The 14,533-nt window shown below is 57.2% G+C and carries 11 protein-coding genes; 9 read left to right on the top strand and 2 right to left on the bottom strand.

Features of this window, described 5'->3' with window-relative positions; all coding sequences use genetic code 11:
- Positions 1-215: 215 nt before the first annotated feature.
- The 9 genes from kdpF to potE all read left to right on the top strand — a co-directional run bounded on the left by kdpF (position 216) and on the right by potE (position 12,146).
- Positions 216-305 (top strand): K(+)-transporting ATPase subunit F, encoded by a 90-nt coding sequence (gene kdpF, locus IM273_RS00120; RefSeq protein WP_014069365.1) that lies wholly within the window; start codon positions 216-218, stop codon positions 303-305.
- Positions 305-1,984, top strand: coding sequence for a potassium-transporting ATPase subunit KdpA (gene kdpA / locus IM273_RS00115; protein ID WP_193051173.1), 1,680 nt, complete (start codon positions 305-307; stop codon positions 1,982-1,984). Before kdpF ends, kdpA begins: the two co-directional genes overlap by 1 nt.
- Positions 1,985-2,002: 18 nt before the next feature.
- On the top strand, positions 2,003-4,051 hold the full coding sequence (gene kdpB / locus IM273_RS00110) for a potassium-transporting ATPase subunit KdpB (protein WP_193051171.1): 2,049 nt from the start codon (positions 2,003-2,005) through the stop codon (positions 4,049-4,051).
- A 12-nt stretch (positions 4,052-4,063) separates the two neighbouring features.
- A complete protein-coding gene (gene kdpC / locus IM273_RS00105; RefSeq protein ID WP_045261086.1) occupies positions 4,064-4,639 on the top strand; it encodes a potassium-transporting ATPase subunit KdpC in 576 nt (191 codons plus the stop codon).
- Complete coding sequence (gene kdpD, locus IM273_RS00100; RefSeq protein ID WP_193051169.1) at positions 4,640-7,327, top strand: two-component system sensor histidine kinase KdpD; 2,688 nt, start codon at positions 4,640-4,642, stop codon at positions 7,325-7,327. It begins immediately after the preceding gene.
- The gene (gene kdpE, locus IM273_RS00095) at positions 7,324-8,001 is read left to right on the top strand and encodes a two-component system response regulator KdpE (RefSeq protein ID WP_008501074.1); all 678 of its coding nucleotides are present in this window, start codon (positions 7,324-7,326) and stop codon (positions 7,999-8,001) included. Before kdpD ends, kdpE begins: the two co-directional genes overlap by 4 nt.
- Positions 8,002-8,278: 277 nt before the next feature.
- The gene (gene speFL / locus IM273_RS00090; protein WP_003858645.1) at positions 8,279-8,383 is read left to right on the top strand and encodes a leader peptide SpeFL; all 105 of its coding nucleotides are present in this window, start codon (positions 8,279-8,281) and stop codon (positions 8,381-8,383) included.
- A gap of 254 nt (positions 8,384-8,637) precedes the next feature.
- On the top strand, positions 8,638-10,836 hold the full coding sequence (gene speF, locus IM273_RS00085) for an ornithine decarboxylase SpeF (RefSeq protein WP_193051167.1): 2,199 nt from the start codon (positions 8,638-8,640) through the stop codon (positions 10,834-10,836).
- Positions 10,833-12,146 carry a putrescine-ornithine antiporter gene (potE, locus tag IM273_RS00080; protein ID WP_045261089.1) on the top strand — a complete coding sequence of 438 codons (1,314 nt, stop codon included), beginning with the start codon at positions 10,833-10,835 and terminating at the stop codon, positions 12,144-12,146. The genes speF and potE overlap by 4 nt, the downstream gene beginning before the upstream one ends.
- Before the next feature lie 90 nt (positions 12,147-12,236).
- Here the strand turns inward: potE and pgm are convergent, their stop codons facing one another.
- Both pgm and seqA read right to left on the bottom strand, forming a co-directional pair.
- Positions 12,237-13,877: a phosphoglucomutase (alpha-D-glucose-1,6-bisphosphate-dependent) gene (pgm, locus tag IM273_RS00075; protein WP_193051165.1), complete on the bottom strand. Its 1,641-nt coding sequence runs from the start codon at positions 13,875-13,877 to the stop codon at positions 12,237-12,239.
- 24 nt (positions 13,878-13,901) lie between these two features.
- Positions 13,902-14,450, bottom strand: a complete 549-nt coding sequence (gene seqA / locus IM273_RS00070) for a replication initiation negative regulator SeqA (protein ID WP_028012363.1) — start codon at positions 14,448-14,450, stop codon at positions 13,902-13,904.
- Between the last annotated feature and the right edge of the window lie 83 nt (positions 14,451-14,533).

The raw sequence follows: 14,533 nt of genomic DNA, 5'->3' as shown, positions 1-14,533 counted from the left end.
TACTCATCCGACCACTTATTTTTATTCATTTAGCGAATATTTACATTCGCGCCGTAATTAAGTTACAAAAAAGTTAATGATTTACTTATCAATAGTTAAATTATGGTCTTTCCATTTTTATACTTTTTTTACACCCACCCTTCTGATTTTTGCGAAATCTTTGCGCCATAAATCCTACCGTTAGCACAACAACAAAAGTCACCCGGAGGTGGATTGTGAGTGCAGGTCTTATTGCCGGCATCGTGCTGGTGTTCCTGTTATTGGGTTATCTGGTCTATGCCCTGATTAACGCGGAGGCATTCTGATGGCTGCTCAGGCGTTTTTGCTTATTGCCAGCTTCTTAGTGGTATTGTTCGTTCTGGCAAGGCCGCTGGGAACGGGACTGGCGCGATTGATCAACAACGTCCCCCTGCCCGGCACGGGAAGCGTTGAAAAAGGGATCTGGCGCGTGCTGGGAATCGACGATCGGGAGATGAACTGGCGTGAATATCTGTTCGCTATTCTGCTGCTGAATATCGTTGGGCTTTTTGCACTTTTTGCCATGCTGATGCTGCAGGGTAGCCTGCCGCTGAATCCGCAAGAGTTACCGGGCCTGTCCTGGCACCTGGCGCTGAATACGGCAGTCAGTTTTGTTACCAACACCAACTGGCAGTCCTATGCCGGTGAAACCACGCTCAGCTACTTCAGCCAGATGGTCGGGTTAACCGTGCAGAACTTCCTCTCTGCCGCCAGCGGTATCGCAGTAATTTTCGCGCTGACGCGCGCGTTTGCACGTCAGAAAATCGGTACCCTGGGTAACGCCTGGGTGGATTTGACGCGCATTACGCTGTGGATCCTGCTGCCGATTGCGCTGCTCATCGCGCTGTTCTTTATTCAGCAGGGCACCCTGCAAAACCTGCTGCCTTACGCGCCTTATACCTCGCTTGAAGGAGCAAAACAGATCCTGCCGATGGGGCCAGTGGCGTCGCAGGAAGCCATCAAGATGCTCGGCACCAACGGCGGCGGATTCTTCAACGCCAACTCGTCGCATCCGTTTGAAAACCCTACCGCCCTGACCAATTTTGTGCAGATGCTGGCGATCTTCCTGATCCCCGCCGCGCTCTGTTTCGCCTTTGGTGATGTGGTCAACGATCGCCGTCAGGGCCGCACACTGCTCTGGACCATGTCGCTGATCTTCGTGGTCTGCGTGGCGCTGGTGATGTGGGCTGAATGGAGCGGCAACCCCCATTTCATGCAGCTGGGGGCTGACAGCAATATCAACATGGAAGGTAAAGAGAGCCGCTTTGGCATTCTCGCCAGCAGCCTTTATGCAGTCGTCACCACAGCAGCCTCGTGCGGGGCGGTGAACGCCATGCATGACTCTTTCACCGCGCTGGGCGGCATGATCCCGATGTGGCTGATGCAGATCGGCGAGGTGGTGTTTGGCGGCGTGGGCTCCGGTCTTTACGGCATGCTCCTGTTCGTGCTGCTGGCGGTGTTTATTGCCGGTTTGATGATTGGCCGCACCCCGGAATACCTCGGTAAAAAAATCGACGTTCGCGAGATGAAATTAACCGCGCTGGCGATTCTGGTCACCCCGGCGCTTGTGCTGCTCGGCACCGCGCTGGCCCTGATGACCGAGGCCGGACGCAGCGGCATCTTTAACCCGGGCATTCACGGCTTTAGCGAAGTGCTGTATGCCGTCTCCTCGGCCGCCAACAACAACGGTAGCGCCTTTGCAGGCTTAAGCGCCAACTCTCCGTTCTGGAACTGTCTGCTGGCGTTCTGCATGTTCGTGGGCCGCTTCGGGATCATTGTGCCGGTTATGGCGATTGCCGGATCGCTGGTGAATAAAAAAATCCAACCGACCACCACCGGGACGTTACCGACCCACGGCGCGCTGTTTATCGGCCTGCTGACGGGCACCGTGTTGCTGGTCGGCGCCCTGACCTTTATCCCCGCCCTCGCGTTAGGCCCGGTCGCGGAAACTCTCTCTTTACGCTGATTTTGCGGAGTATTTGTCATGAGTCGTAAACAACTGGCCCTGCTCGAACCGACGTTAGTTCGTCAGGCGCTTATGGATGCGGTCAAAAAGCTGAGCCCGCGCGTGCAATGGCACAACCCGGTGATGTTTATCGTCTGGGCCGGCAGCGTCCTGACCACCGTACTGGCGATTGCCATGGGGACGGGTCACATGCCGGGAAACGCGATGTTTACCGGGGCCATCAGCCTGTGGCTGTGGTTTACCGTGCTATTCGCCAACTTTGCCGAAGCGCTGGCGGAAGGCCGGAGTAAAGCGCAGGCCAACAGCCTGAAAGGGGTGAAAAAAACGGCGTTTGCGCGGAAATTACGTGAACCGAAATACGGCGCGCAGATGGACCACGTTCCGGCGGATGAACTACGTAAAGGTGATGTGGTGCTGGTGGAAGCTGGCGACATCATCCCGTGCGACGGAGAAGTCATCGCAGGGGGCGCATCGGTAGATGAAAGCGCCATTACCGGGGAATCCGCACCTGTGATCCGTGAATCCGGCGGTGATTTTGCCTCCGTAACGGGTGGGACGCGCATTCTTTCCGACTGGCTGGTGATCCAGTGCAGCGTCAACCCGGGCGAAACCTTCCTCGACCGGATGATCGCCATGGTGGAAGGCGCTCAACGCCGTAAAACACCGAACGAAATTGCCCTGACCATCCTGCTGGTCGCCCTGACCATTGTCTTCCTGCTGGCAACCGCGACGCTGTGGCCGTTCTCCACCTATGGCGGTACCGCGGTCACCGTCACGGTGCTGGTGGCGCTGCTGGTCTGCCTGATCCCTACCACCATCGGCGGCCTGCTGTCGGCCATCGGCGTGGCCGGCATGAGCCGTATGCTCGGTGCCAACGTTATCGCCACCAGCGGGCGCGCGGTTGAAGCCGCCGGTGACGTGGATGTCTTGCTGCTGGATAAAACCGGGACCATTACCCTCGGTAACCGCCAGGCATCCGAATTCTTACCCGCCCCGGGCGTGGATGAAAAAACGCTGGCGGATGCGGCACAGCTCTCCTCGCTTGCCGATGAAACCCCGGAAGGCCGCAGTATCGTGATCCTCGCCAAGCAGCGCTTTAACCTGCGCCAGCGCGACGTTCAGAGCCTGCATGCCACTTTCGTGCCGTTTACGGCGCAAACCCGAATGAGCGGGATTAACATTCAGGATCGCATGATCCGTAAAGGCTCTGTTGACGCCATCCGTCGCCACATTGAGGCCAACAATGGCCACTTCCCACCTGAAGTGGACAACCTGGTCGAAAGCGTAGCCCGTCAGGGGGCCACGCCGCTGGTGGTGGCAGAAGGCGCGAACGTGCTGGGCGTAATTGCCCTGAAAGATATCGTCAAAGGCGGCATTAAAGAGCGCTTTGCCCAGCTGCGTAAAATGGGCATTAAAACGGTGATGATCACCGGGGATAACCGTCTTACCGCCGCGGCGATTGCCGCCGAAGCGGGCGTGGATGATTTCCTTTCCGAAGCCACGCCGGAAGCGAAACTGGCGTTGATTCGTCAGTATCAGGCGGAAGGTCGTCTGGTGGCGATGACGGGTGACGGTACCAACGATGCCCCTGCCCTGGCGCAGGCCGACGTGGCGGTGGCGATGAACTCCGGTACCCAGGCGGCAAAAGAGGCGGGCAACATGGTCGACCTCGACTCTAACCCGACCAAGCTGATTGAAGTGGTGCACATCGGCAAGCAGATGCTGATGACGCGCGGTTCGCTGACCACCTTCAGTATCGCCAACGACGTGGCGAAGTATTTCGCCATTATCCCGGCGGCCTTTGCGGCCACCTATCCGCAGCTCAATGCGCTGAACGTGATGCACCTGCACTCTCCGGCATCGGCCATTCTGAGCGCGGTGATTTTCAACGCCCTGATCATTGTCTTTCTTATTCCGCTGGCGCTGAAGGGCGTGAGCTATAAGCCGCTGACCGCCGCCGCCATGCTGCGCCGCAACCTGTGGATATACGGCCTGGGCGGGCTGGTGGTGCCTTTCATCGGTATTAAGGCTATCGACCTGCTGTTGACCCTGTTCGGGCTGGTTTAAAAGGTGAATCAAATGACGATGTTACGCCCCGCTATACTTTTGTTTATTCTGCTGTCTCTCATTACCGGCGGGCTGTACCCGCTGGTAACCACCGCGCTGGGCCAGTGGTGGTTTAAGGATCAGGCCAACGGTTCGCTGATTATACAAAACGGCGAAAACCGCGGTTCACGCCTGATTGGTCAGAACTTTACGGATGCTCGCTACTTCCAGGGACGCCCTTCCGCCACTGCCGAAAGCCCGTATAATCCGATGGCATCCGGCGGCAGTAACCTGGCGGGCAGCAACCCGGAGCTGGACAAAGCCGTCGCTGAACGCGTGGCAACCCTGCGTGCCGCCAATCCTCAGGCCAGCCGCGAGGTGCCCGTAGAGCTGGTGACCGCCTCGGCCAGCGGGCTGGACTACAGCCTGACGCCGGCAGCGGTGGCCTGGCAGATCCCGCGCGTCGCCGCCGCCCGTCAGTTGACCGTCGAACAGGTGAGCAAGCTGGTGGCAGAGCACACGCAAAAGCCGCTGGTCAGCTTCATCGGCATGCCCGTGGTAAATATTGTTGAGCTGAATCTGGCGCTGGACGCGCTAAGGAAAAACTAAATGACCGACGAGCCCATGCGCCCGGATCCGGACAGGCTGCTTGAACAGACGGCTGAAGCCCATCGCGGCAAACTGAAAATTTTCTTTGGCGCCTGCGCGGGCGTCGGGAAAACCTTCGCCATGCTGACGGAAGCCCAGCGGCTTCGGGCGCAGGGGCTCGATATTCTGATCGGCGTGGTTGAAACCCACGGACGCAAAGAGACGGCGTCGCTGCTGAAGGGGCTGGCTACCCAGCCGCCCCGCCGCATCAGCCACCGTGGTCGTTTAGTTACGGAGTTTGATATTGATGCCGCCCTCGCCCGCCGTCCCGCCCTTATCCTGATGGACGAACTGGCGCACAGCAATGCGCCAGGCTCACGCCATCCCAAACGCTGGCAGGATGTTGAAGAGCTGCTCGAGGCCGGCATTGATGTGTTCACGACGGTTAACGTTCAGCATCTTGAAAGTCTGAACGACGTAGTCAGCGGCGTGACCGGCATTCAGGTGCGCGAGACGGTGCCCGACCCGTTCTTTGATTCTGCCGATGAGGTGGTGCTGGTTGACCTGCCTCCTGACGATTTGCGCCAGCGCCTGCACGAAGGCAAGGTTTATATTGCCGGCCAGGCCGAGCGCGCCATCGAACATTTCTTCCGCAAAGGTAACCTGATTGCCCTGCGCGAGCTGGCCCTGCGTCGTACTGCCGATCGCGTTGACGATCAGATGCGCGCCTGGCGCGACCTGCAGGGACAGGAGCGCGTCTGGCATACGCGGGATGCCATTCTGCTGTGCGTGGGGCACGGCAGCGGCAATGAAAAACTGGTCCGCACCGCCGCGCGCCTGGCGGCCAAATTTGGCAGCGTCTGGCATGCGGTGTATGTCGAAACGCCGCAGCTGCACGCTCTGCCCGAAAACCAGCGCCGCGCGATCCTGAGCTCGCTGCGCCTTGCGCAGGAGCTGGGTGCCGAAACCGCTACCCTTTCCGATCCGCAGGAAGATAAGGCCATTCTGCGCTACGCGCGGGAGCATAACCTGGGGAAAATTGTCATTGGCCGCCGCCAGCATCGCCGCTGGTTTAGCCGCGAATCCTTTGCCGACAAACTGGCCCGCCGCGCGCCGGATCTGGACCTGGTGATCGTGGCGCTGGATGATAAACCTGCTCCCCTCCCCAGCCGCGCGCCGGACAGCCGGGCCTTCAGCGATAAATGGCGCATTCAGCTCCGCGGCTGCCTTGTCGCCATCGTGCTCTGCGCCCTGATCACTATAATCGCCAGCAAATGGCTGATTGCCTTCGACGCGGCCAACCTGGTGATGATCTACCTGCTGGGCGTGGTAGTGGTGGCGCTATTTTACGGACGCTGGCCGTCAGTACTGGCGACGGTTATTAACGTCATCAGCTTCGATCTGTTCTTTATTGCCCCCCGCGGGACGCTCGCCGTCTCGGACGTACAGTACATCCTCACCTTCGCCGTGATGCTCACCGTCGGGCTGGTGATAGGGAACTTAACGGCTGGCGTGCGCTACCAGGCGCGTATCGCCCGCTATCGCGAACAGCGCACGCGGCATCTTTATGAGATGTCGAAATCGCTGGCGGTAGGCCGCACGCCGCTGGATATTGTGCAGACCAGCGAGCAGTTTATTCGCTCGACCTTTCATGCCAGCAACCTGATTTTACTCCCGGACGATCACGGCAAGCTGCGCCCGCTGACGTCGGCCTCGGGCATGACGCCCTGGGACGAAGCCATCGCCCGCTGGAGCTTTGATAAAGGGCTACCGGCGGGTGCAGGGACCGACACCCTGCCCGGCGTGCCCTATCAAATTCTGCCCCTGCGCAGCGCCGATAAAAACCTGGGGCTGGTTATCGTGGAGCCCTCCAATCTGCGCCAGCTGATGATCCCCGAACAGCAGCGACTGCTGGAGACCTTTACGCTGCTGGTTGCCAGCGCGCTGGAACGGCTGGCCCTCACCGCCAGCGAAGAGCAGGCCCGGCTGGCAAGCGAGCGCGAAAGCATTCGTAACTCGCTGCTGGCGGCGCTATCACACGACCTGCGCACACCTCTTACCGTCCTGTTTGGCCAGTCGGAAATCCTGACGCTGGACCTGGCAGCGGAAGGTTCAAAACACGCCATGCAGGCCAGCGAAATCCGTCAGCACGTGCTCAATACCACGCGTCTGGTGAATAACCTGCTCGATATGGCGCGGATCCAGTCGGGAGGTTTTAACCTCAAAAAAGAGTGGCTCACGCTTGAAGAGGTGGTGGGCAGCGCGCTGAAAATGCTCGAACCCGGCCTCGGTGGGCGGCATATTGCGCTGAACATGCCCGAGCCCCTGACGTTAATTCACGTCGACGGTCCGCTGTTTGAACGAGTGTTGATTAACCTGCTGGAAAACGCCGGCAAATATGCGGGTGCCAGCGCACGGATTGGGGTGGATGCGACGGTGGTCGATGGCACGCTTCGTCTTGACGTCTGGGATACCGGACCAGGCATTCCTGCCGGACAGGAGATGGCTATTTTCGAAAAATTCGCACGCGGCAATAAGGAGTCTGCCATCCCGGGCGTGGGGCTGGGGCTGGCGATTTGTCAGGCAATAATTGATGTTCATGGCGGAACCATTTTCGCGGAGAATCGTCCGGAAGGCGGCGCGCGTTTTTGTGTTACACTTCCTCTGGAAACCCCGCCGGAACTGAATGAATTACCAGAGGATTTGTGATCAACGTTCTGATTGTTGAAGATGAGATCGCCATTAGCCGGTTTCTGCGCGCAGCGCTGGAAGGCGATGGTCTGCGCGTTCATGATGCGGGTACGCTTCAGCGGGGGTTAATTGAAGCCGCAACCCGCAAGCCGGACCTGGTGATCCTCGATCTTGGCCTGCCGGACGGTGACGGCATCGATTTTATCCGCGAGGTACGTCAGTGGAGCCAGATGCCGATTCTGGTGCTCTCCGCCCGTACTGAAGAGACGGATAAAATCGCCGCGCTGGATGCCGGGGCGGACGACTATCTGATAAAACCTTTTGGTATCGGCGAGCTACAGGCCCGCCTTCGCGTGGCACTGCGTCGCCACAGCGCAACCACGCCTGCTGACCCAACCTACACGTTTGGGGATATCCGGGTTGATCTGGCCGCGCGACGTATTGTGCGCGGTGAAGAAGAAATCCATCTCACGCCAATCGAGTTTCGCCTGCTCGCCGTGCTGCTTAATAATCACGGTAAAGTACTCACCCAGCGCCAGCTGTTAAGTCAGGTGTGGGGACCCAACGCGGTGGAGCATAGTCACTATTTACGCATATATATGGGACATCTTCGCCAGAAACTTGAAGTTGACCCCGCGCGTCCCCGTCATTTATTAACTGAAACCGGTATCGGTTATCGGTTTATGCTTTGAATAACTATTCAATTTATTTTAAATAAAAACGAAACCTCTCAGAAAATATTTCACAAATATCCCAACCTTTATTTTTTTGATTATTTACGCTCACATTAAACAATCACAACACAATATATTAACATAACACAAACAATTCAGAATTTTGATCTGCATTATTCATCAAAAGCGACTAATTATTTCTGAAATGATCGGTTAATGGTGATCTGCTTCACGGTTAATCGCCTTTGCCTGGATAAAATGACCATGCTTTCAATTACTGAAAGGAAAATGAAACATGGAAAACAACAATCGCTTAATGCCCCATATAAGGCGGACAACGCATATTATGATGTTTGCCCACCGAAACTGCTTTGACTTTCATCTCTTTAATGCCCGGTAGTCCTTCGACTTCTGGCGCACTCGCTTACAGGTTATCCTGAAAAACCTTAACTTACAGGCAATTGCCTGTGAACTCGTGCGCTCATTCATCTTGATTCAGACTCATCCGCACCGGGCGGACTGAATTTCAATCATCAAAAAAGCAATTCACTGATTTTAATCAGCGGCTACCCTTTGCTTTTTTTCCGGAAAATTATCGATTTCTTTCTTGCAAGAAATCGAGGGACGCTTATTACCTAAAATAAAGAGAGAAAGATGAAAAATTTAAAAATCGCAGCCAGCCGTGCATGCCCGGACTGCTTTACTACCCAGCGTGAAGTGGTGGATGTCCGCGCTTCTGATTATATTGATGTTGCCGCCATTGTTCTGGCGGTCACGGATATTGCCAGCGGTATCCTGGAAGAAATAGAAGCTACCGGTTTTGGCATTCCCGTATTTGTCGCGACGCACAAAGAAGAGATCATCCCGGCAGATTATTTATCGCGCATTCACGGCGTATTTGAGCATTCAGACACCAGCAAAGACTTTTATGGACGCCAGCTGGAAGCGGCCGCGCAGAAGTATGAAACCCAGCTGCGCCCGCCGTTTTTCCGGGCCCTTGTCGACTACGTGAAGCAGGGCAACAGCGCGTTTGACTGCCCGGGGCATCAGGGCGGGCAGTTTTTCCGCCGTCATCCTGCCGGCAATCAGTTTGTCGATTTCTTTGGCGAGACGTTATTCCGCTCCGATCTGTGCAACGCCGACGTGGCGATGGGGGATCTGCTGATCCACGAAGGCGCACCGTGCATTGCCCAGCAGCATGCGGCAAAAGTCTTTAACGCCGATAAGACCTACTTCGTGCTGAACGGCACCTCGTCGTCCAACAAAGTGGTGTTGAACGCCCTGCTCACTCCGGGCGACCTGGTGCTGTTCGACCGTAACAACCACAAATCTAACCATCACGGTGCCCTCCTCCAGGCTGGCGCAACGCCGGTCTATCTGGAAACCGCGCGCAACCCGTACGGCTTTATCGGCGGCATTGACGCGCACTGCTTTGAGGAGAGCTACCTGCGTGAACAGGTGGCAGAGGTGGCGCCTGGCCGTGCACGCGATGCGCGTCCGTTCCGTCTGGCGGTGATCCAGCTGGGCACCTACGATGGCACCATCTACAACGCCCGTCAGGTGGTGGATAAGATTGGGCACCTGTGTGATTACATCCTGTTTGACTCGGCCTGGGTGGGTTACGAGCAGTTTATTCCGATGATGGCCGACTGCTCGCCGCTGCTGCTGGTGCTGAACGAAAACGATCCGGGGATTCTGGTCACCCAGTCCGTGCATAAACAGCAGGCTGGCTTCTCGCAGACCTCGCAAATTCACAAGAAGGACAGCCACATCAAAGGCCAGCAGCGCTATGTCCCACATAAGCGGCTCAACAATGCCTTTATGATGCACGCCTCCACCAGCCCGTTTTATCCGCTGTTTGCCGCGCTGGACATTAACGCCCGCATGCATGAGGGGCAAAGCGGCCGCAACATGTGGATGGACTGCGTGGTGACGGGCATTGAGGCGCGCAAGCTGATCCTGGAGAACTGCCGATTTATTCGTCCATTTGTGCCCGAGACGGTGGATGGCCGCGCGTGGGAAAGCTGGGACACGGCAGAGATTGCAACCGATCTGCGCTTCTTCCATTTCGTACCGGGTGAACGCTGGCACGCTTTTGAAGGCTACGCTGCGCATCAGTATTTTATCGACCCGTGCAAGCTCCTCCTGACTACGCCGGGCATTAACGCCCGCACCGGGGAGTATGACGACTTCGGCGTGCCCGCCACCATTCTCGCCAATTTCCTGCGTGAAAACGGCATCGTGCCGGAAAAATGCGATCTCAACTCGATCCTGTTCCTGCTCACCCCTGCGGAGAACATGGGCAAGCTGCAGCAGCTGGTCGCCCAGCTGGTGCGCTTCGAAAAACTGCTTGAGAGCGATGTGCCGCTGAAAGACGTCCTGCCCTCCCTCTACAAACAGCATCCGGAACGTTACGCGGATTACACCCTGCGCCAGATCTGCCAGGAGATGCACGACCTGTACGCCCGTCACAACGTGAAGCAGCTGCAAAAAGAGATGTTCCGCAAGTCTCACTTCCCGCGCGTGATGATGAACCCGCAAGAGGCGAACTACGCCTACCTGCGCGGTGAGGTCGAGCTGGTCTCCCTGCGCGACGCGGAAGGCCGCATCGCCGCCGAAGGTGCGCTCCCTTACCCGCCGGGGGTACTGTGCGTGGTTCCAGGGGAAGTCTGGGGCGGTTCCGTGCTGCGCTACTTTGCCGCGCTGGAAGAAGGCATCAACCTGCTGCCGGGCTTCGCGCCGGAGCTGCAGGGCGTGTACGTCGAGGAGTGTGACGGTCGCAAACAGGTTCGCTGCTACGTCATCAAACAATCCGCTGCTCAGCCATCGCTGCTGAAAGGAGAAAAATTATGAGCAAGTCCAATAAGATGGGCGTGGTGCAGCTGACTATCCTCACCATGGTTAACATGATGGGCTCCGGGATTATCATGCTGCCCACCAAGCTTGCCGAGGTGGGGACCATCTCTATCATCTCCTGGCTGGTGACGGCTGTCGGATCGATGGCGCTGGCGTGGGCGTTTGCCAAGTGCGGGATGTTCAGCCGCAAGTCAGGCGGCATGGGCGGCTATGCCGAGTACGCCTTCGGCAAGTCCGGCAACTTTATGGCGAACTATACCTATGGGGTGTCGCTGCTGATCGCCAACGTGGCGATTGCCATCTCCGCCGTGGGCTACGGTACGGAGCTGTTTGGCGCGACGCTCAGCCCGGTGCAAATTGGGCTGGCGACCATCGGCGTGCTGTGGATCTGTACCGTCGCCAACTTTGGCGGCGCGCGCATCACCGGACAGCTCAGCAGCATCACCGTCTGGGGCGTGATCATCCCGGTGGTCGGTCTGTGCATCATCGGCTGGTTCTGGTTTAGCCCGACGCTGTACGTCAACTCCTGGAACCCGCACCATGTGCCGTTCTTCACCGCCGTGGGCTCGTCTATCGCCATGACGCTCTGGGCTTTCCTGGGCCTGGAATCCGCCTGCGCAAATGCGGAAGTGGTGGAAAATCCGGAGAAGAACGTGCCGATTGCGGTTCTCGGCGGGACGCTGGGAGCGGCGGTGATCTATATCGTTTCAACCAACGTGATAGCGGGGATCGTGCCAAACATGGATCTGGCTAACTCCACGGCACCGTTCGGACTGGCCTTTGCGCAGATGTTCACCCCGGAAGTCGGGAAAGTGATCATGGGGTTGATGGTGATGTCCTGCTGCGGATCGCTGCTTGGCTGGCAGTTCACCATTGCACAGGTTTTTAAATCTTCGGCAGATGAAGGCTATTTCCCGAAAATCTTCTCCCGCGTGACCAAAGCCGATGCGCCGGTGCAGGGGATGCTGGCAATTGTCATCTTCCAGAGCGGATTATCGCTAATGACCATCAGCCCGTCGCTGAACAGCCAGTTCAACGTGCTGGTCAACCTGGCGGTGGTGACGAACATCATCCCGTATATTCTGTCGATGGCGGCGCTGGCGATCATTCAGAAGGTGGCGAAGGTGGATCCGCACAAAGCGCGAGTAGCGAATATCGTGGCGCTGGTTGGGGCGATATACAGCTTCTATGCGCTCTACTCGTCCGGACAGGAGGCGATGCTGTACGGGGCGATAGTGACCTTTATGGGCTGGACGCTGTACGGTCTGGTGTCGCCGAGATTTGAATTGAAGAACAAACATAGCTAAAAAAAAGCCCGGTGGCGCTAACGCTTACCGGGCCTACGATCGCTGTTGTAGGCCGGGCAAACGCAGTGCCGCCCGGCATACAAACCGCAGTTATGCGTTTTTCAGCACTTCGCTGACAATCTCTACCGCTTCTTTCTCAATCTGCTGGCGATGCTCTGCGCCGAGGAAGCTTTCGCAATAGATCTTGTACGCATCTTCCGTACCGGACGGACGCGCGGCGAACCAGCCATTTTCGGTCATCACTTTCAGGCCGCCGATAGACGCACCGTTACCCGGTGCCGCCGTCAGACGCGCGGTGATCGGATCGCCTGCCAGAGTGCTTGCGCTCACCATCTCCGGAGAGAGTTTGGACAAAGCCGCTTTTTGCGCAGAGGTCGCGCCAGCCTGAATACGGTTATAGCTTGGTGCACCAAAGCGTGCAGCCAGCTCGTTGTAATGTTCCTGCGGGTTTTTACCGGTAACCGCGGTAATCTCCGCCGCCAGCAGGCACATGATGATGCCGTCTTTATCGGTTGACCACGGGGTGCCGTCGAAACGCAGGAAGGACGCGCCTGCGCTCTCTTCGCCGCCGAAGCCAAAGCTGCCGTCGTGCAGACCGTCAACGAACCACTTGAAGCCTACCGGCACTTCCACCAGCTTGCGGCCCAGCGCGTCCACCACGCGGTCGATCATCGCAGAAGAGACCAGCGTTTTACCGACAGCCACCTCTTTGCCCCACTGCGGACGGTGCTGGAACAGGTAGTTGATTGCAACAGCCAGATAGTGGTTCGGATTCATCAGCCCGGCAGGGGTGACGATACCGTGACGGTCATAGTCCGGGTCGTTAGCAAACGCCAGGTCGAATTTATCGCGCAGCGCCAGCAGGCCCGCCATCGCGCATTCGGAGGAGCAGTCCATACGGATCGCGCCGTCTTTGTCCAGGTGCATAAAGCGGAAGGTCTGATCGACGTGATCGTTCACGATGGTCAGATCCAGCTTGTAGTGCTCGGCGATGCGCTTCCAGTAGTCAATACCGGAGCCGCCCAGCGGATCCACGCCCAGCTTCAGGCCGGCTTTCTGAATCGCCGCCATATCGACGATATCCGCCAGCCCTTCCACAAACGGCTGAACCAGATCTTGCTCTTTCACGTGGCCGGAAGCCATCGCCTCATCAAGAGAAATACGTTTAACGCCTTTCAGACCGTCGGCCAGCAGCGCGTTTGCACGATCTTCCACCACTTTGGTGACGTTAGTGTCAGCAGGGCCGCCGTTAGGCGGGTTGTATTTGATACCACCGTCTTCCGGCGGGTTGTGGGATGGCGTGATGACGATACCGTCAGCCTGCGCGCCACCTTTTTTGTTGTGCACAAGGATCGCGTTTGATACTGCTGGTGTTGGAGTAAACCCATTGTTCTCCTGAACAATCACGTCCACACCGTTCGCCGCCAGCACTTCCAGCACGGAAATAAACGCCGGTTCAGACAGCGCATGGGTATCTTTGCCCACGTAGCACGGACCGGTAACGCCGTTTTTAGCGCGCTCTTCCGCAATGGCCTGAGCAATGGCCAGAATGTGCGGTTCGTTAAAGCTGTGGCGCGCCGCGCTGCCGCGGTGACCAGATGTACCAAACTTCACTGCGTGTTCTGCGTTGCCCACGACCGGTTTCAGCACGTAATACTGCGCGGTCAGCTGAGCGACGTTAATCAAATCGCTTTGTTGTGCAGGTTGGCCTGCACGGCTGTGATTTGCCATTACCGGGTCCTTATGATGCAAGGGTTAAATTGTACCGCAAACCTTTTCAATCAATTCCGCCGGGAACTGCATGGACTGCATGATGTGTTCAATCATGCTGCACTTGCGGCCCGTATTGGTATTGGTGATCACCCAGTACGGAGTGCCAGGGACATGTTTAGGTTTGGTTTGATTGCCATTTTGCAGCAGCGTCTGCTCGTCGCCCGCGAAATAGACGCGGGTACGGCCGTGCAGCGACTCGGTCGCTTCAGCAAACGCTTTGTTATCCAGGGAGTAAAGTGTAGACAGCACCAGCATAAAACGGTTAACCGCCTTTTTCTGCTCCGCATATTCGTCGGAGAGCAGCAGTTCGCGCATCGCGCGCACTTTATCTTTTACCGGCGTCACGGCAGGTTTTGCTTGTGCAGCAACGCTCGGCTGAGACACGACATCTTTGGTAACTGGGGTGGCAGGCTGTGAAGCGGCGGAAATTTTAAGCATGCGCCGTAAAATGTCGGACGCGCTCTCCCCGATATGCCGCGTCTGGCTGGCAATATACTGATAGAGTTCGTCATCAACTTCGATTGTTTTCATCTTAATCCAGTGCGATATCTTATCTGAATACAAGTCATTGGGATTATAAGGTCAAATCCCAACAGCGGATAGCGTCAAACCAG

The sequence above is a fragment of the Enterobacter cloacae complex sp. P13B genome (assembly GCF_014895915.1).
Classification (GTDB): Bacteria; Pseudomonadota; Gammaproteobacteria; order Enterobacterales; family Enterobacteriaceae; genus Enterobacter; species Enterobacter bugandensis.
The sequence above is the reverse complement of the archived record's forward strand: the minus strand, read 5'-3'. Positions and strand labels throughout refer to the sequence as shown.

Excerpts from the sequence above, each read along its gene's own strand:
- pgm (WP_193051165.1), bottom strand. The coding sequence starts at position 13,877 with ATGGCAAATCACAGCCGTGCAGGCCAACCTGCACAACAAAGCGATTTG.
- kdpA (WP_193051173.1), top strand. The coding sequence starts at position 305 with ATGGCTGCTCAGGCGTTTTTGCTTATTGCCAGCTTCTTAGTGGTATTG.
- kdpB (WP_193051171.1), top strand. The coding sequence starts at position 2,003 with ATGAGTCGTAAACAACTGGCCCTGCTCGAACCGACGTTAGTTCGTCAG.
- speF (WP_193051167.1), top strand. The coding sequence starts at position 8,638 with ATGAAAAATTTAAAAATCGCAGCCAGCCGTGCATGCCCGGACTGCTTT.
- potE (WP_045261089.1), top strand. The coding sequence starts at position 10,833 with ATGAGCAAGTCCAATAAGATGGGCGTGGTGCAGCTGACTATCCTCACC.
- kdpC (WP_045261086.1), top strand. The coding sequence starts at position 4,064 with ATGACGATGTTACGCCCCGCTATACTTTTGTTTATTCTGCTGTCTCTC.
- kdpD (WP_193051169.1), top strand. The coding sequence starts at position 4,640 with ATGACCGACGAGCCCATGCGCCCGGATCCGGACAGGCTGCTTGAACAG.
- seqA (WP_028012363.1), bottom strand. The coding sequence starts at position 14,450 with ATGAAAACAATCGAAGTTGATGACGAACTCTATCAGTATATTGCCAGC.
- speFL (WP_003858645.1), top strand. The coding sequence starts at position 8,279 with ATGGAAAACAACAATCGCTTAATGCCCCATATAAGGCGGACAACGCAT.